We start from the raw sequence: 23863 nt of genomic DNA on the forward strand, positions 1-23863 counted from the left end.
CATCTCCGTGCCATCGTCGGGCGTCTCGGACGGCTCGATCGTCACCACGACCCGCGGAGAGCGTGTCGGTGGCCGGGTGGAGGGTGGGCGCATGACCACACCGCACCTGATCCTGGTTCCCGGCTTCTGGCTCGGCGCCTGGGCGTGGGACGCCGTCGTCGACGCTCTGGCCGCCCGCGGCCTCGCCGCCACCGCCCTGACGCTCCCGGGGCTCCATCCGCACGACGACCGGTGGCACGTGACCCGCGCTGACCAGCTCGCCGCCATCACCGACGCGATCGACACCGCCGAGGGACCCGTCGTGCTCGTCGGGCACAGCGGGGGCGGCTCGCTCGTCGGCGAGGCCGTCGACCGCCGGCCCGACCGGGTGGCACGCGCCGTCTACGTCGACTCGGGTCCGCTCGAGGACGGGGCGGTGATCGACCCGACGCTCTCAGCCGACGCCACCGAGATCGCCCTGCCCGACTGGGAAGAGCTGGCCGCGCAGGGATCGAGCATCGAGGGGATCGACGAGGCAGCACTGGCCGAGTTCCGGCGGCGCGCGGTCCCGGAGCCGGCCGCCATCGCGACCGAACCCGTCCGCGTCGGCGATCCGCGGCGGTTCGACGTCCCCGTGACCGCGCTGTGCCACAGCATCTCGTCAGAGGTCCTGCGCACCATGGCCGACGGAGGCCCGCCGTTCCACACCGAGCTCGGCCGCTACGACGTCACCTACGTCGACCTCCCGACCGGCCACTGGCCCATGTTCTCGCGGCCCGGCGACCTCGCGGCAGCCCTCGCCGATGCCGCCTCCCCTACCCCCTCGGGCGGGTGAGCCGCGTCACGAATTGGTCATATGTCCGATTCGGCGCGCCGTCTTTCACAGCACCTTCACACAGACGGGTGTTATCGAACCGTGACCTTCACACCGGTCAGTTAGCGTCGTCCGCGGTTCTGCTGGGCATCGACCGGCGACCATCCGGGTCGGACGCCGAGCGCTGCCACCGAACCGGATCCCCAGACCTCATGGCAGCGACGGGCGACCCACATCTTCACGCGCGTTGATTCGCGCTCGGGGCGCAGCACGGTCGGGGCCCCCGCCCCGCACCCGCCACAGATCCCACCGATCACCCCGTGGCACTGCGTCCGACAGCTCAGCTCGCAGGCGTCAGAGGTACCTCATGACGACCACCAACCCCGGTCACGTCCTGCCCACCCCCGAGTCATCCAGCCCCCGGCCGTCGCGCATGCGCCGCCGGATCGCGGCCCTCGCCGGCGGCCTCGCGCTCGTCGTCGCCGCGCCGATCGCCGCGGGCACCCCCGCTTCCGCCGCCACGTCGACCCACATCACGACGGCTGCCGCCAAGCCGACCGTCAAGACGGCGCGGACCACGCTCAAGATCTCGAAGCACACGCAGACCCGGTTCAAGACCGCGGCCAAGATCCGCGTCGTCGTCCGCATCGGCTCCGCGAAGGCGGCCGGCAAGGTCACCGTCAAGATCGGCTCCAAGACCTGGAAGCACCTGACGCTGCACAACGGCACGACGAAACGCGTCTCCCTGCCGAAGACCATGACCGACGGCAGGCACCACATCACCGCCGTCTACACGCACTCGGGCGTGAAGCGCTCGAAGGACAGCCAGGTCGTGAAGGTCAAGAAGGGCACCTCCAAGATCGTCACGACGGCCAAGAAGTACGTCGGCAAGCCCTACCGCCACGGCGCCACGGGTCCCAAGGCGTTCGACTGCTCGGGCTTCACCAGCTACGTCTTCAAGAAGGCCGGCATCAAGAAGCTCCCGCGCACCTCGTCGGCCCAGCGCCACGTCGGCAAGACGGTCTCGCGCAAGCACGCGAAGCCGGGCGACATCATCTGGTCACCGGGCCACGTCGCCATCTACGTGGGCGGCAACAAGATGATCGACGCCCCGCGTCCGGGCAAGACCATCCAGGTCCGCTCCATCTGGCAGCACAACCCGAAGTTCATCCGCGTCAACGCGGCCGCCGTCGCGGTCTGACGCGCCACGCGGGCTCCGGCCCTGCGGCACTCGAGAACGACCTCTGCGGGCGAGACAGACACCTGCAGAGGTCGTTCTCGCGTCTACGGGTCTGTCTCGGCCGACGCGCGGGCCTCAGCCCTCCGTCAGCCATTCCTCGAACGGGGCGAACGACGTCGGCCGGCCGAGGAACCGCTGCACCAGGTCCACGGCGTCGGCGGAACCGCCGGGCGCCAGGATCGCGTCGCGGTAGCGCCGCCCGACGACCGGGTCCATGAGGTCGTCGCCGAACGCCGAGAGCAGGTCCCGCGCGATCACCAGGCTCCAGAGGTACGTGTAGTACGCGGACCCGTAGCCGTCCAGGTGCCCGAACCCGGCGTACTGGTGCGTGCCGGGGATGGGCGCGTAGGGGCCGAACCGCTCGTCGACCTGCTCGGCGAACGCCGCGAGGTCGTCGGGCGCGTGCGCGTGCAGCCCGTAGGACAGGGCCGTGAAGCTGAGCTGACGCCGGGTCCAGGCGCCGCGCGCGAAGGTGTCCGCCCGGCGCATGCGCGCGACGAGGTTCGCGGGGATCGGCTCCCCGGCGTCGTTCGTCGCGAACGTGGCCAGCACGTCGGCGTCCCACGCCCACACCTCGAGGAGCTGGCTGGGCGCCTCGACGAAGTCCCACTCGGTGGCGACCCCGCTGAACATGGCCCAGGACTGGCCACCGCCCAGGATCTCGTGCACCAGGTGGCCGAACTCGTGGAAGAACGTGACGACGTCGTCGTGCTCCATGAGGCCGGTCGGGAAGTTGCAGACGAGCACCCCCTCGGGGAGCTGTCGGCCCGCGACGCCCGTCGTCAGCGTGAACTGCGCGGCGTGGTTGTACTTGCCCGTCCGCGGGTGCATGTCGAGGTAGACGCGCCCGATGCGCTCGCCGCCGTCCAGCACGTCGTAGACGGAGACGTCGTCGTGCCACGTCGTCGCCTCGACCGGCACGAACGCGAGGTCGAACAGGCGCGAGACGGTCGAGAGCACGCCGTCACGGACCGCCGGGTAGCGGAAGTACTGCCGCACCTGCTGGGCGTCGACGTCGTAGTCCTCGCGGCGGATCACCTGGTCGTAGTAGAGGTTGTCCGCCGAGGTGACCTGCGTGGCCTCGGGGTCGTCCTCGCGGAAGCGGGCCAGCATGGTCGCGACGTCGGCCGTCGCCGCGTCCGCCGTGAGGGCGTCGAGCCGGTCGATGAACTCCGCGACGGCCGCACCCGAGCCGATCATCCGCGTCTCGACCTCGTACGTCGGCCAGTCCGGGTACCCCAGCAGCGCGGCCCGCTCGGCGCGCAGCCGCAGCAGCTCGGCCAGGATCGGCTCGTTGGCGGGGTAGGCGAGCAGCAGGTACTCGCGTGTCAGCGCCAGGCGCGCCGCGGGGTCGGTGGCGTACGTGCGGAACGGGACCATGTCCGGGTACTCGGTGGTCAGCGCGACGAGTCCGTCGTCGCCCGGCTGGTGCGCCGCGACGAAGTCGTCGGGCAGACCCGCCAACGCCTCCGGCCGCACGTGGATGGTCCGGACGCCCTCGCGGATGTTGCGGGAGAACTCCAGGCCCAGCTCGGTGCAGCGCTGTGCCAGCGAGCGCAGCTTCTCCCGCTCGTCGGGCGTCCGGTCCACGCCGGCCCGACGGAAGTCGCGCAGCACGTGCTCGCGCGCGCGGACCGAGTCGGCGTCGAGGCCGGCGGGCGACGTCGCCGCGACCACCTGCCACAGCTCGTGGTCCAGCCCACGCTCGGTGAACACGTTCTCGGCCGCCTCCGCGCTCGCCTCGGCGGCCTCGCGGATCGCGGTGTCCGGGTGGACCTCGGCGAACAGGTGCGCGCGTGCCGACGCCGTGCCGAGCGCGATGTCGGCGTCGTTCCACAGCGCGAGCACCTCGTCAGTCGTGCGCTCGGTGCCGTCCTTGAGGCGCTCCACGAGCGTGCGGCCCTCGTCGAGCAGGGCGTCCACGCTCGTCGCGAGGAAGGCGGACCAGTCGTCGGCGGGGAAGTCCGTGGGACCCAGGGGCTGCGGCATGGCCCGACGATATCCGCGCAGCCCACCCCCGGACACGTGAATCGGCCATGATGGGGGTGTGAGCGACCGTGCCGTCGCCACCCGGCGCCCGCCGTGCGGGTGGCGGACCGCTGTCCTGCTGGGGGCGTTGGCCTTCGTCGTGCGCTGGCTCGCCTCGGGCGGCCTCGCCGGGCTCCGGTCGGAGCGCGTGTACGACGACGGCGTCTACTACGCCGCGGCCGCGTCGCTGCTGCACGGCGTGGTCCCCTACCGCGACGTCCTCCTGCTGCACCCGCCCGGGATCGTCCTGGCGCTGTCACCGTTCGCGCTGCTGGGGTCGTGGGCCGGCGACGCGGTCGGCTACGAGTCCGCCCGCATCGCGTTCATGCTGGTCGGAGCCCTGAACACCGTCCTGGTGACTCGGCTCGCGCGGCGCTGGGGCGCGCGCGCCGGCGTCGTCGGCGGCGTGCTCTACGCGTTCTGCGCTGTCGCGGCGATCTCCGAGGGCACCACGCTGCTGGAGCCGCTGGGGGCGCTGTCGCTGCTGGGTGGGGTGCTCCTGCTGGTGCGGTCGGCCGAGGCGGGGGCCGCGCCGTGGGTCGCGCGGCGGGTGGCGCCGCTGGGCGCCGTGGTGCTGGGGCTCGGGCTCGTCGTGAAGATCTGGGACGTCGTGCCCGTGCTCGTCGTGCTGGCGTGGCAGGGATGGCGGCACGGCTGGCGGCGCGGGCTGCGGCTCGCGCTCGTCGCCGGCGGGACGGCTGCGCTCGTCGTCCTGCCCTTCGCGCTGGCCGCGCCCGGACCCATGTTCCGGTACGTGGTGCTGGACCAGCTGGACCGCGCGCGCTGGTCGCTGACCGCCACCGACCGCCTCGCAGCGATCCTCGGGGTGGAGACCATCCCGGGGACGGTGATGACCGGGGGCGACCGGATCCTGCTGGCAGCGCTGCTGGGGGTCACGCTCGCCGCGGCGCTCGCCGCATGGCGGGCCCGACGAGGGCGCGTGTGGGTGGTGCTCGCGGTCGTGCAGCTCGCCGTGCTGCTCGAGTCACCGTCCTACCTGGACCACTACGGCATGTACGCCGCCCCCGCCCTGGTGCTCGTGCTCGCCGCGGGCTCGTCGACCCTGCCCGTACGACGTGGCCTGCGGTGGACCAGCGCCGTCGCGGCGGCGGCCTGTGCACTCGTCGTCGTCACCACGGCCCCCGACCTCACGCCTGACGTGCTCCCGTTCCCCGCGGCCGCCGTCCGCGCCCAGCTGCCGCCCACCGGCTGCACCACGGCCGACTCCCCCGGCGGCCTGGCGCTCGCCGACACGCTCACGCCCGATCTGGAGCGAGGCTGCCGCGTCCCGGTGGACCCGACCGGCTTCACGTACGACCGCGGTCCGCGGCTCCCCGACGGCACGCGGGTGCCACGGCTCGACAACCCGGTGTGGCAGGAGTACGGGATCGAGTACCTGACCTCCGGGTCCGCCGCGCTGCTGCTGCGTCCCGTGGGGGACGGGTTCGATCCGGCGACCTGCGCGGCGCTGACCGCCGGCACACGTGTCGTCGTCGTCGGGGACGTGCACGTCCTGCGCACCGGGGAGGCTCCCGCACCAGGCCCCTCGACCGACGCCTGCCTGCCCGCCCCGCGCCGTCGCTGAGCAGGCCGCCGGCAGCAGTCCGACACATCGACCCATCCGCTCGCCCGTCGGCGTCGAACCCCGTCCACAGGCCGCACGAACGCGGCATCGGAACGACACCCCGGCCCCTCCTGGGACCGACCGAGGAGAGCTCCATGAACGTCCGCAAGCGCGCCGCACTGGCCGCCCCTGCCCTGTCCCTCGCCGCCATGATCGCGATGGCGGGCACGGCGTCCGCCGCCAGCAACGACGGTTCCACGCAGGCCCTGCTCAAGCCGGTCGCCCTCAACGGCGTCGACGGCTCCGGCACCGCCTGGGCCTCGATCAAGGACGACGTCCTGACCGTCACGTTCACGGCCGACGGCCTGCTGGCCGGCAGCCCGCACGCCGCGCACATCCACTTCGGCGCCGACACCCGGCACGAGTGCCCGTCGGCGTCCGACGACAAGAACGGTGACGGCCACATCAACACCAGCGAGGGCATGCCCGTCTACGGGATGATCGACCTCTCGCTGACGACCTCGGGTGACACGTCGCCGAAGTCGGCGCTCGCCGTCGACCGGTTCGACACCGCCAAGAACGGCAACATCACCTACAAGCGCGGGTCGATCAAGGTCAGCGACGAGGTCGCCAAGCACATCCTGTCCGGCGACGCGGTGATCGTCGTGCACGGCGTCGACTACAACGGCTCCGGCAAGTACGACGGCGACACCAAGTCCGACCTGGACCCGTCGCTGCCCACCGAGGCCACCGACCCCGCGCTGTGCGGCGTCCTGCAGGTCTCGCAGATGTCCGACATGCCGTCGGGCGGTGCGCAGACCGGTAGCGGGTCCACCTCGGGAACCGAGGACACCGGGCTGCTCGTCGCCGGTGGCCTGGCGCTCGCCGCCGGTGGCGCCCTCGTGATGCGTCGTCGTCGCTCCGTCGACGCGGCCGTCTCGAGCGCGACGAACAGCACGGGCTCGACGAACGACACGATCGCCTGATGGCCGCCGACGACGCCCGGACCCCGGGGAGCCACCGCGCGCCCCGGGCCGGGCGGCGTCGTGCCGTCGCCACCGGCGTCGGTGTGGCGCTGCTGCTGGGCGGCGGTGCCGCCGTGGCCGTCGGGGTCATGGCGCAGGAGCCTTCGCCCCCCGCTCCCGCATCCGCCCAGGCGCTCCCGACCAGCCCGGCACCTTCGTCGGGCACACCCACGCCGACGACCGAAGCGCCCGCACCGACGGCGACACCGACGGCCGAGGCGAAGGCGCAGCCCAAGCCCGTCAAGGTGACCATCCCGTCGCTCAAGATCAGCTCCAGCCTGCTGGAGCTGGGCCTGGCGAAGGACGGCACGATCGACGTCCCGAAACCGGGCGCCGACTACGACAAGGCGGCCTGGTTCACGGGTTCGCCGCGCCCCGGCGCGGTCGGCCCGGCGGTCATCGAGGGTCACGTCGACGGGGTCCACGGCCCCTCCGTGTTCTACGACCTCGGCAAGATCGACAAGGGCGCCAAGGTGCACGTCACGCGTGCCGACGGGTCCACCGTCACGTTCGTCGTCGACGGCGTCGAGGCCTACCCCAAGGACGACTTCCCCGTGAAGAAGGTCTACGGCAACACCGAGAGCCCCGAGCTGCGCCTCATCACGTGCGGCGGCAAGTTCGACAAGCGCACCGGCCACTACGTCGACAACACGGTGGTCTACCTCCACGAGGCGTGATCCGCCGCGAGCTCCCGACATGCCGTCGGGCCTGCTCGGGCGCATGATCGAAGGAGCCGATCACGACGAGGGAGACGACGATGTCCGAGCAGAGCACACCAGTTCCCGAGGACCCTCGCGTCCACGCCGAGGCTGCGGCGGAGGGCGAGACCAAGGACGCCGCGACCGAGACGGTCCGCGAGCACGCGAGCGACCCGGCCGAGGGCGCCTGACCCCTTCCCCGCTCCCACCGAGCGGGTTCCCGATCGATGGATCGGTGGGTGAAGGACACGCCGCGCGACAGCAGTCGAGCACGCGGCGTGTCGTCCACCCACGCGTGCGACTGGCGTAGGCGGGTGTGTCGTGGCCAGGCATTTCGTGCCAAGGTGAGGCTCGACGCCCACCGACCCCGGGAGCCACATGTTCGTCGCGCTGCGTGACCTGCGGTTCGCCCGCGGACGGTTCCTGCTCATGGCGTCGGTGATCGTGCTCATCACCTACCTCGTCGTGTTCCTCGCGTCCTTGACGCGGGGCCTGGGTGAGGACTCGACGTCCGGCATCACGGCCCTGCCCACGGACCACCTGGCCTTCACGGTCCAGGCGGATGCGCCACCGTCCGGACCGGGTGGCGGCCCGACGTTCACGGGGTCGCAGGTGGAGCAGTCCCAGTGGCAGGCGTGGGCGAAGGTCGACGGCGTGACGTCCGCACAGCCGCTGGGCATCGCGCAGGTGCGGGCCACGTCGACGACGACGACGGCCGCGGTGACCGCGTTCGGGATCGAGCCCGGCGCGGGTCTGCTGCCCCACGGAGCCGGGAAGGCCGACGTCGCTGACGGGAAGGTGCTCCTGTCGTCGGGCGCCGCCGACGCCCTGGGCGCGAAGGCCGGCGACAAGCTCTCGATCGGGACGCTCGACGTCACGGTCGACGCGGTCCTCGACGTCACGGCCGCCTACGCCCATACCCCCGTGCTGTGGACGAGCCTCGACGACTGGCAGGAGCTCGGCGCGCACCTCGCGCCCGGCGCGGACCCGACGACCGTCGCGACCGTCGTCGCTCTCGTCACGAGCTCCGACGACGCTCTCGCCGCAGCCGACGACGACATCGGCACCGTCACCCAGAACCTGCACGAGTCCCTGTCCGCCATCAGCTCGTACTCGTCCGAGCACGGGTCGCTGCTGCTCATGGTCGTCTTCCTGGTGGGGATCGCGGCGCTCGTCGTCGGCGCCTTCTTCACGGTGTGGACCGTGAGCCGCAGCGGCGACGTGGCCGTGCTCAAGGCGCTCGGGGCCTCGACGCGGTACCTGCTGCGCGACGCGATCGGGCAGGCGCTCGTCATCCTGGTGATCGGCGTCGGCATCGGCACCCTGCTGGCGTGGCTGACGACCGTGCTGCTGCAGAGCGTCGTGCCCGTCGCCATCGGCCTGTCCACCACGCTGCTGCCGGCCGTCGTCCTCGTCGTCCTCGGCGTCGCGGGCGCCGCCCTGGCCATCGCCCAGATCACCCGCGTCGACCCGCACGCCGCGCTCGCGGCCCGCTGACGGGAGCCCCATGGACCTGCGCCTCGACCACGTGACCCTCGTCTATCCGGACGGCGACTCGACCCTGACCGCCGTCGACGACGTGAGCCTGGTGGTCCCGTCCGGGACGACGACCGCCCTGTTGGGTCCGTCGGGCTCTGGCAAGTCGAGCATGCTCGCGGTGGCGGGCGGGTTGACCCCGCCGACGTCGGGCTCGGTGGCCTTCGGCGACGGGCCGCCGGTCTTCACGACCACGACCACGCGCGACGTCGCCACGACCGTGCGGCTGGAACGGATCGGGTTCGTCTTCCAGCAGCCGCAGCTGATCCCGTCCCTGACCGCGCTCGAGCAGCTGGAGCTGCTGGCCCACCTGCGGGGGCAACGGCCCTCGTCCGTGCGCGAGCGCGCCCTGGAGATGCTCGACGCCGTGGGGCTGGGGCCGTGGGCGCACAAGCGGCCCGACACTCTGTCCGGTGGGCAGCGGCAACGCGTCGCCATCGCGCGTGCCTTCGTCGGCGACCCGCACGTGCTGCTGGTCGACGAGCCGACGTCCGCCCTGGACCATGAGCGGGGCGTCGAGATCATCGAGCTCGTCACCGGGCTCGGACGGCGCTTCGACGCCGCGACGCTCCTGGTCTCGCACGACGAGTCCACGCTGGGAGCCGTCGACGCGACGGCCTACCTGCTCGACGGCCGCCTGACCGAACGCCCCGCGGCAGCCTGACCCACCGGGCGGCCCAGCACTCAGTTCGTCGGGGGCGTCAGCGGGACGATCGTCGACGCCACGGTCTTGATCTGGTCGATGTCGGCACCGGGCACGATGAGGCGGAACGCGACCCCGTCGGCGTGCCACCTGAGCTCCGAACCGCCCTGGCCCTCCTGCAGGTAGACGGCGTCCTGGCCCTCGAAGTCCGTGAGGACGACATCGTTCTGGGCACGCGTGACTGCCTCGACAGGCATCTGCGCCGGGCTGGTGACCTCCAGGAACGTCGAGCCATAACTCTGCTCCCAGCGGTACATCAGGCCGTGGGTGGAGACCTTCGGCAGGGGGGCGCTGCGGTATCCGTCCGGGACGACACCGACACCGTTCGGGGCGATGACATCGTCGAGCGTTCTCACCAGGGCCTTGACGCTCATCCCGTTGGCCTCGACGTACCAGCGCACACCGGCGTCGTCGACCCACGTCACGTAGTGCAGACCGTAGGGCGGGGTCACGACGAGCGCCTCGTTGCCCTGCACGGACGTCCTCACCGTGGCGGCCTGGTGGAAGATGTCGCCCGGTCCCCCCGTCCCGGCGGGACCGTCGACGTCGCGGAACACCGTGATCCCGCGGCTGCCGTCGGGCGCGTAGAGCACCGCGACCGGGGGGTTCGTGTAGCAAGCGGCGTCGCTCGTCGCGACCGTCTCGACGTCCGCGCGCCGGCCGTCGATGCCGAACAGCACGGCTCGGAGCCCTGGCATGTGCGACCACTGGCTGCTCGCGATGTGGTTCATGGGATCCACCGCGCCGGGCATCCGGAAGAGCTCGCACCCCATCCCGTCCGCCTCCGCCCCCGCGAGGCCGACCGGGCCGTGCCCGACCGATCCGTGGTGATCCGGGGCGACGAGGGGTGCGACGGTGAAGACAGCGACAAGCCCGAACGCGGCGGCCGTGGCGCCGATGACCCGGCGAGACCTGCGCGTCGTCCGGGCCTTGCGTGCCAGTCTGCTCTCTCCTCCCTCGAGGATGGCCCACTCGACCTCCGCGTGGGCGCGGGCGAGGCGGTCGGAGTCGACGGGGCGCGTGGGAGCGAGGGCGTCGAGAACGGCGAGCGAGCTGCGTGGGGCGGTCATGAGAGCTCCTGGGCGACGACGGGGCGGAGGGCGGGCGCGCGGTCCGGGGGTGGATCGCTCGCCGTCAGCCGCTGACGGGCGCGGGACAGGCGCTTGCGGAAGGTCGAGGGCGAGCAGCCGGCCACGACGGCGGCGTCGTCCGGCGCCAGCCCGTCCCAACCCGTCAGCAGGAGAGCCTCGCGCTCGCGTGGCGTCAGCCTGGCCAGCGCCCGGAACAAGGAGTCGCGCTCGGACACGTCGACGTCCGGGCCGTCCCCATCCCGCACGAGGTGTGCCACCCGGTTGAGCTCCGCGTTCAGCACGCCGCGCCGGTAGAGCGAGCGACGCTGGTTGGCGATCGTGTTCCGCGCGACGACGAGGAGCCACGGCAACGGGTCGCCGGGGACGTCGGCCAGGCGGCGCCAGGCGACCAGGAAGGTCTCGGCGACGACGTCCTGCGCGGTGTCGGCGTCGACGTGCCGGGTGGCGTACGCCTGGACGCGGGCCGCGTACTGCTCCCACAGGGCCGCGAAGCGCGGGTGGCCCGTGCGGTCGTCCTCGGACGGTTGATGGCTCATACCTGGGTAATGTCCGGCGGCGGAGTCCTGTGACGTCGTCGCCGCAGGTTCGTCCACCGCTCCCCCGCTCGCTCGCGCGGGGCCACCGGGCCCGCGAGCGGCACCTTATCCCCGGGGGGACATCCCGTGGGGAGACGTGCGCCCGCTCAGCGAGTGATGCTCCTTCGGGCTGGCGTCGTGTCGGTGGTCGGGTCGAACATGTGTTCGTGAGTTCCGACGAGCCGCGAGCGGCGATCCTGCACGCCGACCTGGATGCGTTCTACGCGTCGGTCGAGCAGCGGGACGACGCGCGGCTGCGCAACCGGCCGGTGGTTGTCGGTGGTGGCGTGGTGCTCGCGGCGTCGTACGAGGCGAAGCGGCGCGGCGTGAAGACGGCGATGAGCGGGCGGCAGGCTCGGATGCTGTGCCCGGACGTCGTCGTCGTGCCGCCGCGGTTCGACGCGTACGTCGAGGCGAGCAAGCGGGTCTTCGAGATCTTCCGGGCGACGACGCCCCAGGTGCAGGGCGTGTCGATCGACGAGGCGTTCCTGGACGTCGCCGGCCTGCACCGGATCGACGTGCCGCCCGTCGACATCGCCGCCCGGCTGCGGGCGCAGGTCCGCGACCAGGTGGGCCTGCCCATCAGCGTCGGCGTCGCTCGCACGCCGTTCCTGGCCAAGGTCGCGTCCGGGGCAGCCAAGCCCGACGGGCTGCTGCTGGTCCCGCCCGACGGCGAGGACGCGTTCCTGCACCCCCTGCCGCTGCAGAAGCTGTGGGGCGTCGGCGAGGTGACGGCGACCAGGCTGCAGGCCTACGGGTTGCGGACCGCAGGCGACGTGGCCGCGCTGCCGGACTCGGTGCTCGTCGGGATCCTGGGGCCGGCGGCCGGGCGCCACCTGTTCGCCGTCGTGCACGGACGTACGCCCGAACGTGTGGTGACCGACCGCCGTCGCGGCTCGATCGGGGCGCAGCGGGCGATCGGGCGCGGGCCGCACCGGCCCGAGTTCGTCGAGGCGGCGCTGCTGGGGCTCGTCGACCGCGTCTGCCGACGGATGCGCGCGGCCCACCGCACCGCACGGACCGTGGTGCTGCGCCTGCGGTTCGACGACTTCGGCCGGGCCACGCGCTCCCACTCGTTCCGGCACGCGACGGCCACGGGTGCCGATGTCGCCGCTGCCGCACGCGGGCTGCTCGACGCGGCCGCGCCGCTGATCCGCGAGCGCGGCATCACGCTGGTGGGAGTCGCCCTCACCAACCTCGAGTCCGACGACATGGTGCAGGCTCAGCTCGACCTGGACGGCCCCGACACCACCGGCCTCGACGCCGCCGTCGACGCGCTGTCCGCGCGTTTCGGCTCCGGCACCGTGCGGCGCGCGAGCCTGCTGCGCTCCGGCGAGGGCCTGGCGGTCCCGCTGCTCGAGGAGTAGGGGGCGGCAACGGCCGCCGCTGGGTGAGTAGTCGGTCTCCTGCGAGGTCGTCGGTTGCAGCCGACTACCTCGAGGGGATCCCGACGACCGGCCGGAGGCGGGCGCCGCGGGCTGGTCTCGGCGGGCGGGTGTCAGCGGGGGCGGTCGTCGACGAGGAGACGGAGCGTCACGTCGTCGCCCAGCTCCAGGTCCTCGGCCGCGCGGACCATCGTCTTGATCGGGACGACGTAGCCGCCGTCCTTGGGGAACAGCGACGTCTCCCACTCGGTCGCGCCGATCCGCGCGAGCACCGGGATCATTCCCCAGCCGTAGGAGACGGTCGCCGCGGCGGCGCGCAGGCGCGCGCACTCGTCGGGCGGCACCGTCACGTAGTGGAACGGCGCCGGCCCTCGCCAGTGCCAGATCTCACCGGTGAACGTCAGCTCCATAGCCACCACTGTGCCTGGCGCCGACGGACTGCGCCCCCTCGCGGCGCGGTGACGGAGCGCAGCGCCGGGCCCTCGGCGTCAATGCTCTGCGTGTGTCGCCCCTACGCGAACAATTGCAGAGCGCTGACCGCGCGGCCGCCGCCAACGCGGCCGGACGTCGGCGCTAGGGTTCAGCGAACGAACTTCCGCGCTAGGAGCTCGCCCGATGCCCTCGTCCACGACGCTGACGCCCACGGCCCGCACGCTGCTGACCCTGTCGGGCTTCATCATCGTGCTCGCCGGGGTCCACGCCGCCCGCGGCATCCTGGCGCCGGCGCTGCTCGGCGCGGTGCTCGTCGTGATCGTGCACCCGCTGCGGCACCCGCTCGAGCGGCGGGGCTGGCCCAAGGCCGCCGCGACGACCGTCGTCATCGTCGCCGCGTACCTGATCCTGGCCGCGATGATGGCGATGCTGCTGTACGCGGGCATCAAGTTCACCGGACTCGTCACGCACTACGCGGGTGAGCTGCGACAGGCCGCCACCGATCTCGGCGACTCGCTCGACGGACTCGGGTTCGACACGACCACCTCCGACGTCGCCGCCTCCGTCGTGAACCCGACGAACATCCAGAACGTCGTCACCCACGTCGGCGGGCTGACGCTCTCGGTGGCGTCGGGCCTGTTCGTCGTCGTGACGTACGTGCTGTTCATGGCCGTGGACGCGGCGCGGTACGACGGGGCGCGCGCGGCGTTCGGCGCGACGCAGGGCAGCGTGCTGGACCGGGCGCACGACCTGTTCGGTGGCGTGCGCCTCTACTTCGTCGTGAGCGCGATCTTCGGGGCGATCGTCGCCGTGATCGACGGGCTCGCGCTGTGGTGGCTCGGCATCCCGGCGCCCATCGTGTGGGCGATCCTGGCGTTCGTCACCAACTTCATCCCGAACATCGGGTTCGTGCTGGGGCTGCTGCCGCCGGCGGTGCTGGCGCTCGTGGTGGGCGGCTGGCCGCTGATGCTCGGCGTCATCGCCATCTACTGCCTCGTCAACGTGGTGCTGCAGGTGCTGGTGCAGCCCAAGTTCGTCGCCGACGCCGTGAACATCACCGTCACCCTGAGCTTCATCTCGGTGGTGTTCTGGACGTTCGTCATCGGTCCGCTCGGCGCGATCCTGGCGATCCCCATGACGCTGCTGGCGCGGGCCGCGCTGCTGCAGGGCGGCCCTGAGACCGCGTGGTACTCCTGGCTGTCCGGGGACACGGTCACCGATGTGCCGGGTCCGGGCGTCACGGCCGACGAGGTGACCGACGGAGCCGCTCCAGCCGACCACGCCGTGGCTGCGGACACGGCTGTGGCGTCGGACAAGGCTGTGGCGGCCGACGACGGCGCGACTCCCGCCTGACGCGCGAACGCCGGCTCGCTACGGCTGGCGCCGCAGCACCGTCCAGGCACCCGGGTCGTCGAGCCCGCCGTCGCCGGCGCGCACGTAGACCAGGCGGTCGTGCAGCCGGTCGCGCCGACCGGCCCACAGCTCCACCTCGTCGCAGTCGATGCGCCAGCCGCCCCACCCGTCGGGCACGGGCACGTCGTCGGGCGATCCCGCGTCGGGGTACCGGGCGGCGAAGTGGTCGTAGGCGGCGACGAGGGCCACGCGGTCGACCACGGGCCGCGACTGCTCGCTCGCCCACGCGCTGATCCGCGACCCCCACGGGCGCGCGACGAAGTACGCCTCGATCTCGCCGCGCTCGATCGCCACGGCTCGCCCGCGGAACCGCACGGCCCGGTACATGGACGGCCAGGTCAGCGCCGCCGCGATCCCGCCCGTCGCCGCGATCTCCGTGCTCTTGGCGGAGCCCAGGTCCGTGACGAAACCGGGCCCGCGCCCGTCGAGGAACCGCATGAGGACCGTGCGCACGTTCGGCACACCGGCCGCGTCGACGGTCGCGACGGACAGCGCCGTCGGCTCGGGGACGTCGCCGCGCCCGGCCTGACGCGCCTCGGCGTCCGCCACCCAGCGCTGCACCTGCGCGAGCGGGGTGGGGGCGAGCTCCGCCTCGGCCAGCCCCTCGCCGGGGTAGTCGGTGTGCCGCACGGTCATGGCGGCAGCGTAGGCGCTCCGCCGTCCGCGCGAGCCCTCCGACCACCAGCGACGGGCCCAGCAGGGCAAGGGTCCGGCCGGGCGACGCGACGACGCCCGGCCGGTTGCCGTCACCGGGTGCGGCGGATCTCCTCGACGAACCGCGACGAGCGCTCTCGCAGCCCGGCGATGCGCCGTTCGATGATCTGCTCCTTCGCGCCCTCGGCGCTGTCGCCGACCTCGGCGCGCGTCGGCGTGCGGCGCACGTTCCTCGAGCACCGGAACTCGGTGCAGATGAGCGTGCCGATGGTGTCGCCGCGCCGACCGGCCGCGCCGCCTCGTCGGGCGACGTAGAGCGACACGTCGTCGGTCTCGACCACGTCCTCGCACCACGCGCACACCGCCTTGCGGCGACCGCGGGCAGCGTCGTTCGCGCGCAGCAGCACGCCGACGGGGCCGTCGTCGAGCTCCACGACGACGTACGAGGACAGCGGGGCCTTGCGGTCTCGCCAGCCCAGGTAGTCGATGCGGTCCCAGCGGACCTCGTCGAGGTGGGGCAGGGTCGCGTCGTTCGCCTCGCGCTTGGAGGCGTTCACGAAGCAGGAACGGATCTGCTTCTCGGTCAGGGGGTTCATGGGTCAGCCTTCGGGTTCGTCGGAGGCCGCCGCTACGTCGTCGGGCGACGACGCAACCGTCACCACGCGCATGGCGTGGACGGTGGGGCGGCAGGTGGGCGACGACCCACGCCGGTCCGGGTCAGCGGTCAGAGGCGTGGGCCCGCGGTCGGCCTGAGCAGGCCGCGACGGCCACCCCGCATCCCGCGACGACGCTACGCATCCGTCCGCTCCTCGTTTCCTGCTCCGACGACTCGTGCCGATGACCGGCGTACCCAGGGTACGCCGGTCATCGTGCGGGTTGCTCGGTCGCCGGGTCAGCTCTGCCGACGACGGATCTGGACGAGCGCGGCACCGAGGGTCAGGACCAGCACCAGCCACACCACCGCGGTCAGGGCGTCGGTGCCGGTGTGCGCGAGCGGAGGTCCGGGCGCGGGCCCTGGCGCCGGACCGCCACCGTTGCCGTTGCAGTCGAGCGGTGCGGCTTCCCCGGCGGTCAGGCTGATCGCCTGGCCCGACGACGAACCGCCGCCACCGTTCGCGTCGCCGCTCGCCGACCAGCTGTTGATGACGTCGACCGGCTCGCAGACGTCCGGTCCCACGGGGAGCGAGAACGACGCCTCCGGGGTGTCGGTGTCCGGGTCGGTCGTCGTGCTGTTCCCGTCGACGACGATCTCGACGGAGTCGGCCGAGCCGGCATCGGTCTCGGCGACCACGCAGTCGGCCCCCTGCGGGAGGTCCGTGTACACGGCGACCCAGTTCGGCGCCTTCAGCTCGCGCGTCGCGCCGCCGGGGATGTCCACGTCGGTCGTCGTGCCGTCCACGTCCTGCGTGCAGGCCAGGGACACCGTGAACACGTCGCCCTCGTGCATGATCGCGTCGGCGCCGCTCAGCGTCTTGACGACCCGCACCTCACCGACGTCGAACGTGTTGGTCACCGTGACGTCGGTCGAGCCGGAGTCCGGCACGACCACCGCGCCCGGGTCGCCGCCGTCGACCGACGAGATGGTGGTGCTGGTCGCACCGCCCGTCGTCGGCTCGGCGACCGTGCACTCGGCGCCCGTCGGCAGGCCTTCGTAGACCACGGGCGTGCCCGGCGTGAGCTCACGCGTCGCGCCTCCCGGGATGTCGACGTCGGCGCCGTCGAAGGTGCAGGCGATCGTCACCTCGAACGGTCCCGAGCCGTACAGGTCCGCGCCGTCGCCGTCCACGACCTTGTCGACCGTGACGACGCCCTCGTCGAACGTGTTCGTCACGACGACCGTCGCGCTGGTCGGCTCGCCGCGGGAGTTCGGCGGCACGACGACGTCGGCCGACGACCCGTCGGTGACGACCGGCTTGTTGCCGCCCGTCCGCACCGCGATGTTCGTCGCGGTCGCCTCACCGTCCTCGGTCTCGGTGATCTGGCACTGCGCGCCGACCGGGAGTCCGTCGTACGACACCGGCGTGCCCGGGACCAGCTCGCGCGTCGCGCCGCCGGGGATGCCGATCGGGTCGCCCTCGTAGGTGCAGGCCAGGCTGACCTCGAACGGGCCGGCGCCGAAGTCGTCGGCGCCCGCGCCGGTGACCTCCTTGTCGACCACGATGCTGCCGACGTCGAACCGGTTGGTGACCCGCACGGACACCGGGGTGTCGCCCGCGGTGATCCGCACGACGGCGGGCCGGATGGTCGTCGCGGTCGCACCGCCGTCGTCGGGCTCGGTGACCCGGCAGATCGCCCCGACGGGCAGGCGCGCGATCTGCGCGCTCAGCGGGCCGGCCGCACCGAGCACCAGGTCACGGTCGTACACGGTCTTCGGCGGGTTGGGACCCGTCGGCCCGTCGTCGTCGAACGTGCAGGTCACGTGCAGGCCGAACGGGCCCGTGCCGTACGCCTCGGCGCCGTCACCGGTCACGAGCTTCTCCACGCTCAGCGAGCCGGTCTCGAAGGTGTTGGTGATGTCCGCCGTGTTGCGTGGGCCCCCGTCGAGGTCGCCCACCAGGTGCACCGGCGCCTTCGGACCGTCGGTGGTCACGGGGTCGCGACCACCTTCCTTGACCGTCACGTCGATGTCCGTCGCGTTGCCGGTCGCCGTCTCCGTGACCTCGCAGTCCGCGCCGACGGGCAGACCCGTCAGCGTGACGACGTCGCCGTCGTTGATCTCGATGTCCATCGGGTCATCCGGCCCGTACCCGTCCGCGTAGACCGGGTTGCCCAGGAAGGTGCAGCGCACCTGCACCTCGAACGGCCCGAACTCGATCGGGTTGCCGTCCTGGTCCGTGGCGTCGCTAATGACCTGCTTGGACAGCACCAGGCTCGCCAGGTCGTAGCGGTTGACCGCGGTGATGGTCGTCGGGTTGTCGGGGTCCTCGCTGTCGATCGTCACCGTCGGTGCGATGAGCTGCGTCTGCCCGTTGAGCGGTGTGCTCTCCGTGATCGTGCAGTCGGAGCCGTAGGGGATGTTCGGCACGGTCACGGGTGTGCCCGGGGTGACGGTGATGGGGATGGGCGGGAGGTCCGTCTCGAGGAACGTCCCGACGCCGGAGGTGCACGCCACGTTGAGGTGGAACTCGTCGGGCGCGTACTTCGCGCCGTCGCCGATCACCTCCTTGGTGACCTGGAGCGGGCCGCTCGCCGTGGCGACACCGACCTTCGGGCCCTCGGTGGGAAGCAGGTCAACCGACCCACCGGCGGTCTCGGCGACACCGTTGGCCGCCGCCGAGTTCCACGCGATCGACCGGTCACCCGACGCGGGAACCACGGCCGGGTTCGCGGTGGTCCCTTCGACCTTGACGCTCTGCGCCGGGAGGAGCGGGTTGGCGTCGGTGAAGTTGACGACGACCTTGAGCGCGGTGATCTCGTCGTACACGGGCGCCGGGGTGTCGTCTGTCAGTTCCACCCAGCCGGTCGTCGGGTCGTCCGTCGGGCACGTGGGTTCGGCGGTCGGGCTCCGCAGGTCGTCCATGCAGTAGTCCTGCACGGTCGAGTAGTAGAACGTCGCCGTCGCGCCGGTCGGGGCGCCGACGAGCTCCGGCGGGTGGTCCGCGTCGGCGATCGGCCGGAACTGCGATCCGCGGTCGTCCGTGTCGTACGAGTACGTGTCGCCCGTCGCGGGCAGCCGGTCGTAGATGACGAGCTTGCTCACCGGAAGGTTCCCGACGTTCTCGACGTCGACGCGCCACGTCGCGTCGTGGCCCGGCTCGATGACGGGGACACAGGGGCTCGCGTAGAAGCCGTCGGCGTCGGCGTCGTCGGGGGTGCAGGAGGCGTCGCCGCCCGTGCCGTCGAAGACGTCGATCGCGGGGAGGTCACCGTCCGTGGCCTTGACGTACTTCGACTCGCGCAGCACCGCCGCCGGGACCGGCGTCACGTCCGCGTCCGCCTGGCACTGGCCGGTGTCGTCGTCGAGCCTCGGTGAGCAGTTGTCCCACGGACGGTCGCCCGTGACGCCGGCCGTGTTCTCGACGGTGGTTCCGGCGTCGAGGCCGATGCGGAACGTCACCTGGACGGTGATCGTGTAGGTCTGCCCGACCTCCAGCACGGTCCCCGGCGGGAACGTGAACTCCAGGTTCGCGAGGTTCCCGTTGCGGTCCACGGTCACGTCGTCCGGGTCGGTCGGCATCGCCGGGCCGTTGGCGGGATCGGGAGCGGCACCCGTGAGGGTGTAGGAGTACGGCTCGTCGACCCCGTCGGCGATCCGCAGCTCCGGACCGTCCGCGTCACGCGGCATGGGGTCGGTGACCACCGGGTCGTAGATCGGGCGGTTGCCCGTGTTGGTCACCGCGATGTTCATGGCGAACGTGGCGTTCGGGCCCTTGGTGCCGCCCGTCTGCTCGCCGGCGAAGTCCTTCTCGATCGTGACGCCGTTGGTCGTGTGCTGGTAGGTGATCGTCGCGGACGCGTCGTCGTCGCTCGTCACGGGCACCAGTCCGCCCTGCCCGTCCGAGACCAGGTCGGCACCGGTGACGGTCGACGTGACGTCGTTCGTCGCGAGGCCCGGGGCGTCCTCGCCCGGCGCCGGGTCGTTGGTCGACAGGTCGCTGGGGACGGGCGTGCTCGGGTCGGAGCGCAGCGTGTCGCGCACCTGGACCTCGAGGTGGACCGCCTGGGTCGGGTTCGCCGGGTTCTCCCAGATCGCCCCGTCGGCGCGCGTGAACGTGAACCGCAGGCCCGTCACGTCCGCAGCGTCCACATCGCTCGGCAGCGCGAACGTGGTCGCGACGTCACCGTCGTGCCACGTGCCGCCCGTGAAGGTGTCGCTCGCGGCGTCGTACGTGCCACCCGTGTAGGCGTCCACCTGGACCTGGTCGATCGGCGCGGTCAGGCTCGAGGCGTCGAACCCGGTCAGGTCGTACTGGTTCCAGAAGCTGCCGTCGATGTCCTGCAGCGTCATCTCGACCGCACGCGACGGCCCCGTCGGCTGGCCGGTGATCGTGAGCGTCGACGACGGGTTCGTCTCCGCGTCGGACCCCGGCTCGACGATCGTCGCCGGGTCGAAGGACTTCGTCTCCGCCATCGAGATCGAGGCGTCCCGCAGCACCATGTCGGCGTCGTCCCAGTCCTCGGGCACGTCGGCGGACGTGCCGCCCGGGTCGGTGACCTGGGCACCCGCGCTGTTGTTCACCGTCGCGTCGGGGTACGTGTCCACCTCGATCCGGTTGCCCGTGTCGCGGTCGCGCTCGCGCAGTCTGAGGGTCAGGTCGGCGACGCCCTGAGCCTGGGAGTCGATGCGACCCGTGAACGAGATGTCCACGGCGACGACGTCGGCCAGCTGCGCCGCCGTGCGAGCCTCGGCACCGGCCTCGTCGTACACCTGGTCGGTGCCGTCCGCGAGGGTGAGCACGACCTGCGTCGCCGTGGCACCTGACGGCGGGGTCAGGTCGATGTGCGTCAGGTCGAACGCCTGGAACGGCGACGTGCCCGGGTCCGTGACGGGTTCGATGTCGCCCTCGGCGGACGGGTCGACGATGCGGAGCTTGTCGACCCGCGCCACCGAGTTGTTCGTCGCCGTGAGGATCGCGTGCGTCGACGGGTACGCGCTGAGAGGTGTGCCCTCGGGCGGGACCGACAGCGGGCCGCCGGTCCACTCCTTGGTGATCTCGACGTTGATCGGCTCGTCGATGATCAGGACGTCGTCGGCGTCGGTGTCCGTCCGCTCGACGCTGGTGCCGTCGGGCCGCGTGAAGGTCGCCGTGCCGCGCGCCGTGTCGGTCACGAGGCCGGGGTCGCCGTCGTTGTTGTAGATCGTGCCGTTCGTCGACCCGAGGACTGCTGAACCGTCGCTGCGGCGGTCGTCGCGCAGCTGGAACGTCAGGTCCAGGTGCCGGCCGTCGGCCTGGGTCGAGCGGGCCACGCCGTCTCCGGCGGCGGGAACCGTCGGGTCGGAGGGGTTGGCGGCACGGTTGGGCGACTCCGTGTAGGTGAGCCGGACGGAGGTGGCGTCGGCCTGCTCCGCGGCCGTCAGCGTGTAGCCCGGGAAGGTCCCGACGCACGCGGCCGGGCACGGGTCACCGGTTGCCTCCACCCAGGCGCCGTCGATGTACAGCTCGACGCTCGTGACCGCGTCGTACTGCATGAGCGGGTCCACCGCGGAGGTGATCGGCTCGACGCGCGTCAGGTCGAAGGCGTCGTAGAAGGAGTCCGCGATACCGGGGTCGTCGGCGGCCACGGGATCCTGCGTGTCGCTGATGATCATGGGATCGACGTTCTGGAACCCGTTGGTGGACCACGTGATCTGAGCGGTGATGGGCTGCTGTGTGCGTGCCTGCAGGGTGTACGGCTCCCCGCTCTGGCCGCTCGGCGGGAGGAACGTCTTGTCGAGGAAGTCCAGATCACCCGGGCCCGTCGGGACCGGGAACGGGTCCACGGTGTCGCAGCCCTCCGCGGGCGGCGTCGGGTCGACCGTGCCCGACGACGCGCTCGACGTGCCGCAGTTGGTCAGGGGGTCGTCCTGGTCCTCGGGACCGTCGTAGCTCGCGATGAAGTTGGGCTGGAAGCTCGTGCCGGGCGGGAAGCCGTCGTCGGAGTGGTAGTTGAACTGCACGCCCTGCGCGTCCGGCGGAAGGTCGCAGCTCACCGTCGTCGGCCCGGTGAACGTCCCGCACGTCGGGTCGGTGACCCACTCGGTGCCGTTCCAGTAGCTGATCGTGAGGGTCGATCCGGCCGGGACATCGGTGGACCGGATGGACGTCGCGGTGAAGTCGTCCCAGAAGTCGCCGCCGTTGGCGGGGTCGCTGGGGTCCTGGATCACGACGTCGTTGGCGTCGGTCGTCGACCCGTCGGGGCCGAAGGGCAGCAGCTCGCTCGGGAGCTGGACGACCACCGTCTGCCCGGGAAGGGCGGGGATCGTGGACGGCGAGATGTTCTTGGTGGTGTCGGTCGCGAGACGGTCCGTCAGCGTCGTCAGGTCGGCGTCGGCCGTGTCGGTGGCGTTCGGGATGTCGGCCGAGATCTCGTTGGGGTGGACCAGGTCGTCGGCATCCTGGTCCGAGTCGGTGTCCGCCGTGAACGGGATCGAGGCCTCGGCGCCCGTGACGATGTCGCCCGTGAACTCGACCGTGAAGCCAGTGACCACGCAGTCCGGCGGGGGGTTGGGCAGGGTGTTGGGCGTTGTGGTGGAGTCGGTCGGCGTCGAGCCGTCGGCGCACGTGAAGTCGACCGTCGCCGTGTCGGCGTCCGACGGCCACTGCACGCCCGTCCCGTCGCCGTCCGGGCCGAACCCGGTGAAGGTGAGCGGGCTCGCGCCCTCGAAGGGGCTGTCCGTGCCGGGGGCCGGCTCGGTGATGGACATCGACGTCGTCGGATCCCCGTCGTTCGTCGCCCCGATCGTGACCGTGGTCGGGTCACCGGCACTGACCTCGTCGGGATCGAACGACTTGGACGCCGTCACACTGTTGTTGGGCGGCGTGATCACGTAGGTGTCGGAGTCCGTGGTCGGCGTCGACTCGTCGTCCCCGTGCGTGACCTGCGACGAGGCGTCGTTGGTGATGGTCGTCGGATCCGTGAGGTCCGTGACCGAGTCCGCCTGCTCGACATCGAACGGGATCGACGCGTCGGCGCCGATCGCGATGTCGCCCGTGAACTCGACCGTGAAACCACGGACGTCGCACCCAGCGGGCGGATCCGGGAACGCCGTCCCCGGGCCGTCCACCGTCGTGCTGGGCGTCGACTCGTCGGCGCAGATGAACGTCACCGTCGCCGAGTCCGCGCCGTCGGGCCAGGTGACGTCGCCGAAGCCGGTGAAAGGCAGCGTCTCGAAGGGGTTCGGCTCGGCCGTGGGGTCGACGGGATCCTGGATGACGAGGGAGTCGACCGGGTCGTTCGACGTGTTCGACGAGTCCACCGTCACCGTCGCCGGCGTCCCCGGCGAGGCGATCGCCCCGGACGGGTCGATGTTCTTGCTCGTCGTCGAGTCGAGCTCCAGGGGCACGGAAGGCGTGATGTCGTCGGAGGCCTCACCGGTAGGCGCGTTGTCGGCGGTCGACGTCGCCGTGTTGGTGATGGGCACGCCGGAGGCGGCGTACGGGATGTCGGGATCGACCTGGCCCGTGATCAGGATCTGGACCTGCTCGCCCGACGGGACGCTCGGGTTCGTGTAGGTGACGGTGTCGCTGTCGGTGTCGACATCGAGCGACCCGGCGGTCGGCTCCCGCTGGATGTCCGCCGTGACGAGGTCGATGTTGTCGGGCATCGGGTCGGTGATGGTGACGTTGGTGCACGGCTCGCCGCCCGAGCACGAGATCGTGACGACCCACCGCACCTCGTCGCCGGGCTGGTAGGTGGTCTGGGGATCCACCTCGGTCTTGTTGATGTCGAGGGTGGCCGCGAACGCAGGCTCGGCGGAGACCACCGCGAGCGGCACGACGAGCAGGAGAGCCGCGGCCGCCCCCGAGACCCACCGCTTCACACGGCTCGTCCCTCGCAGCAGGGCGAACCCGCTCCGCCTGGGGCGCGCGTGCGCGGGCCCTCGTGCCGATTCGCGCCGCTCCCCCATCGCCAACCTTCCCCTCGCCCGTCCCCGTGCTGCGCCGGCACCTCGTCGTGCCGCAGACCCCAACCCGACCCTGGCACAGCGAGGTCGGATCAGCGCGCCCAGTGCACACGGCCGGACAAGTCCGGCTTCGACGCATCTGCGCAGTTCTCCTCGATCGTCGGTGACCTGCACTTCTGCG

The 23863-nt window shown here is 72.1% G+C and carries 17 protein-coding genes; 10 read left to right on the top strand and 7 right to left on the bottom strand.

The features are described from left to right. Nucleotides 1-91: 91 nt before the first annotated feature. The gene (locus IC607_RS04235) at nucleotides 92-814 is read left to right on the top strand and encodes an alpha/beta fold hydrolase (RefSeq protein WP_191785715.1); all 723 of its coding nucleotides are present in this window, start codon (nucleotides 92-94) and stop codon (nucleotides 812-814) included. 346 nt (nucleotides 815-1160) lie between these two features. Then, nucleotides 1161-1994: a C40 family peptidase gene (locus IC607_RS04240; RefSeq protein ID WP_225224316.1), complete on the top strand. Its 834-nt coding sequence runs from the start codon at nucleotides 1161-1163 to the stop codon at nucleotides 1992-1994. A 114-nt stretch (nucleotides 1995-2108) separates the two neighbouring features. Here IC607_RS04240 and IC607_RS04245 read toward each other — a convergent pair whose 3' ends face one another. Beyond that, complete coding sequence (locus IC607_RS04245) at nucleotides 2109-4022, bottom strand: M3 family metallopeptidase (RefSeq protein ID WP_191785716.1); 1914 nt, start codon at nucleotides 4020-4022, stop codon at nucleotides 2109-2111. A 58-nt stretch (nucleotides 4023-4080) separates the two neighbouring features. Here IC607_RS04245 and IC607_RS04250 point away from each other — a divergent pair, with 58 nt between their 5' ends. The 6 genes from IC607_RS04250 (at nucleotide 4081) to IC607_RS04270 (ending at nucleotide 9548) form a co-directional block, all read left to right on the top strand. Continuing rightward, nucleotides 4081-5646: a hypothetical protein gene (locus tag IC607_RS04250; RefSeq protein WP_191785717.1), complete on the top strand. Its 1566-nt coding sequence runs from the start codon at nucleotides 4081-4083 to the stop codon at nucleotides 5644-5646. Nucleotides 5647-5780: 134 nt separating this feature from the next. Continuing rightward, on the top strand, nucleotides 5781-6611 hold the full coding sequence (locus IC607_RS04255) for an LPXTG cell wall anchor domain-containing protein (RefSeq protein WP_225224317.1): 831 nt from the start codon (nucleotides 5781-5783) through the stop codon (nucleotides 6609-6611). Continuing rightward, nucleotides 6611-7327: a class F sortase gene (locus IC607_RS04260; protein ID WP_191785718.1), complete on the top strand. Its 717-nt coding sequence runs from the start codon at nucleotides 6611-6613 to the stop codon at nucleotides 7325-7327. The genes IC607_RS04255 and IC607_RS04260 overlap by 1 nt, the downstream gene beginning before the upstream one ends. A gap of 80 nt (nucleotides 7328-7407) precedes the next feature. Then, nucleotides 7408-7539 carry a hypothetical protein gene (locus tag IC607_RS17605; RefSeq protein ID WP_255502240.1) on the top strand — a complete coding sequence of 44 codons (132 nt, stop codon included), beginning with the start codon at nucleotides 7408-7410 and terminating at the stop codon, nucleotides 7537-7539. A gap of 187 nt (nucleotides 7540-7726) precedes the next feature. Next, nucleotides 7727-8845 (top strand): ABC transporter permease, encoded by a 1119-nt coding sequence (locus IC607_RS04265; RefSeq protein ID WP_191785719.1) that lies wholly within the window; start codon nucleotides 7727-7729, stop codon nucleotides 8843-8845. Between the two features lie 10 nt (nucleotides 8846-8855). After that, nucleotides 8856-9548, top strand: coding sequence for an ABC transporter ATP-binding protein (locus IC607_RS04270; RefSeq protein WP_191785720.1), 693 nt, complete (start codon nucleotides 8856-8858; stop codon nucleotides 9546-9548). 20 nt (nucleotides 9549-9568) lie between these two features. Here the strand turns inward: IC607_RS04270 and IC607_RS04275 are convergent, their stop codons facing one another. Together IC607_RS04275 and IC607_RS04280 are read right to left on the bottom strand one after the other, a co-directional pair. Further along, complete coding sequence (locus IC607_RS04275) at nucleotides 9569-10657, bottom strand: hypothetical protein (RefSeq protein ID WP_191785721.1); 1089 nt, start codon at nucleotides 10655-10657, stop codon at nucleotides 9569-9571. After that, nucleotides 10654-11214, bottom strand: coding sequence for an RNA polymerase sigma factor (locus tag IC607_RS04280; RefSeq protein WP_191785722.1), 561 nt, complete (start codon nucleotides 11212-11214; stop codon nucleotides 10654-10656). The genes IC607_RS04275 and IC607_RS04280 overlap by 4 nt, the downstream gene beginning before the upstream one ends. A gap of 206 nt (nucleotides 11215-11420) precedes the next feature. Here IC607_RS04280 and dinB point away from each other — a divergent pair, with 206 nt between their 5' ends. Next, a complete protein-coding gene (dinB, locus tag IC607_RS04285; RefSeq protein ID WP_370525995.1) occupies nucleotides 11421-12620 on the top strand; it encodes a DNA polymerase IV in 1200 nt (399 codons plus the stop codon). Nucleotides 12621-12751: 131 nt separating this feature from the next. Here the strand turns inward: dinB and IC607_RS04290 are convergent, their stop codons facing one another. Then, complete coding sequence (locus tag IC607_RS04290) at nucleotides 12752-13048, bottom strand: DUF1905 domain-containing protein (RefSeq protein ID WP_191785724.1); 297 nt, start codon at nucleotides 13046-13048, stop codon at nucleotides 12752-12754. Nucleotides 13049-13253: 205 nt separating this feature from the next. On the opposite strand from IC607_RS04290, the gene IC607_RS04295 reads away from it, so the two are divergent. Continuing rightward, nucleotides 13254-14423, top strand: a complete 1170-nt coding sequence (locus tag IC607_RS04295; RefSeq protein WP_191785725.1) for an AI-2E family transporter — start codon at nucleotides 13254-13256, stop codon at nucleotides 14421-14423. A gap of 18 nt (nucleotides 14424-14441) precedes the next feature. On the opposite strand, the gene IC607_RS04300 is transcribed toward IC607_RS04295, so the two are convergent. The 3 genes from IC607_RS04300 to IC607_RS04310 all read right to left on the bottom strand — a co-directional run bounded on the left by IC607_RS04300 (nucleotide 14442) and on the right by IC607_RS04310 (nucleotide 23598). Beyond that, complete coding sequence (locus IC607_RS04300; protein WP_191785726.1) at nucleotides 14442-15119, bottom strand: pyridoxal 5'-phosphate synthase; 678 nt, start codon at nucleotides 15117-15119, stop codon at nucleotides 14442-14444. Nucleotides 15120-15229: 110 nt separating this feature from the next. Beyond that, nucleotides 15230-15733, bottom strand: coding sequence for an FBP domain-containing protein (locus IC607_RS04305; RefSeq protein WP_191785727.1), 504 nt, complete (start codon nucleotides 15731-15733; stop codon nucleotides 15230-15232). Between the two features lie 296 nt (nucleotides 15734-16029). Beyond that, nucleotides 16030-23598, bottom strand: a complete 7569-nt coding sequence (locus IC607_RS04310; RefSeq protein ID WP_191785728.1) for a DUF5979 domain-containing protein — start codon at nucleotides 23596-23598, stop codon at nucleotides 16030-16032. Between the last annotated feature and the right edge of the window lie 265 nt (nucleotides 23599-23863).

It is taken from the genome of Cellulomonas sp. JH27-2 (genome assembly GCF_014837175.1).
Classification (GTDB): Bacteria; Actinomycetota; Actinomycetes; order Actinomycetales; family Cellulomonadaceae; genus Cellulomonas.

Bases quoted from the DNA above. Each gene is read 5' to 3' on its own strand.
- IC607_RS04235 (WP_191785715.1), top strand. From the start codon at position 92: ATGACCACACCGCACCTGATCCTGGTTCCCGGCTTCTGGCTCGGCGCC.
- IC607_RS04240 (WP_225224316.1), top strand. From the start codon at position 1,161: ATGACGACCACCAACCCCGGTCACGTCCTGCCCACCCCCGAGTCATCC.
- IC607_RS04245 (WP_191785716.1), bottom strand. From the start codon at position 4,022: ATGCCGCAGCCCCTGGGTCCCACGGACTTCCCCGCCGACGACTGGTCC.
- IC607_RS04255 (WP_225224317.1), top strand. From the start codon at position 5,781: ATGAACGTCCGCAAGCGCGCCGCACTGGCCGCCCCTGCCCTGTCCCTC.
- IC607_RS04260 (WP_191785718.1), top strand. From the start codon at position 6,611: ATGGCCGCCGACGACGCCCGGACCCCGGGGAGCCACCGCGCGCCCCGG.
- IC607_RS17605 (WP_255502240.1), top strand. From the start codon at position 7,408: ATGTCCGAGCAGAGCACACCAGTTCCCGAGGACCCTCGCGTCCACGCC.
- IC607_RS04265 (WP_191785719.1), top strand. From the start codon at position 7,727: ATGTTCGTCGCGCTGCGTGACCTGCGGTTCGCCCGCGGACGGTTCCTG.
- IC607_RS04270 (WP_191785720.1), top strand. From the start codon at position 8,856: ATGGACCTGCGCCTCGACCACGTGACCCTCGTCTATCCGGACGGCGAC.
- IC607_RS04275 (WP_191785721.1), bottom strand. From the start codon at position 10,657: ATGACCGCCCCACGCAGCTCGCTCGCCGTTCTCGACGCCCTCGCTCCC.
- IC607_RS04280 (WP_191785722.1), bottom strand. From the start codon at position 11,214: ATGAGCCATCAACCGTCCGAGGACGACCGCACGGGCCACCCGCGCTTC.
- IC607_RS04290 (WP_191785724.1), bottom strand. From the start codon at position 13,048: ATGGAGCTGACGTTCACCGGTGAGATCTGGCACTGGCGAGGGCCGGCG.
- IC607_RS04295 (WP_191785725.1), top strand. From the start codon at position 13,254: ATGCCCTCGTCCACGACGCTGACGCCCACGGCCCGCACGCTGCTGACC.
- IC607_RS04300 (WP_191785726.1), bottom strand. From the start codon at position 15,119: ATGACCGTGCGGCACACCGACTACCCCGGCGAGGGGCTGGCCGAGGCG.
- IC607_RS04305 (WP_191785727.1), bottom strand. From the start codon at position 15,733: ATGAACCCCCTGACCGAGAAGCAGATCCGTTCCTGCTTCGTGAACGCC.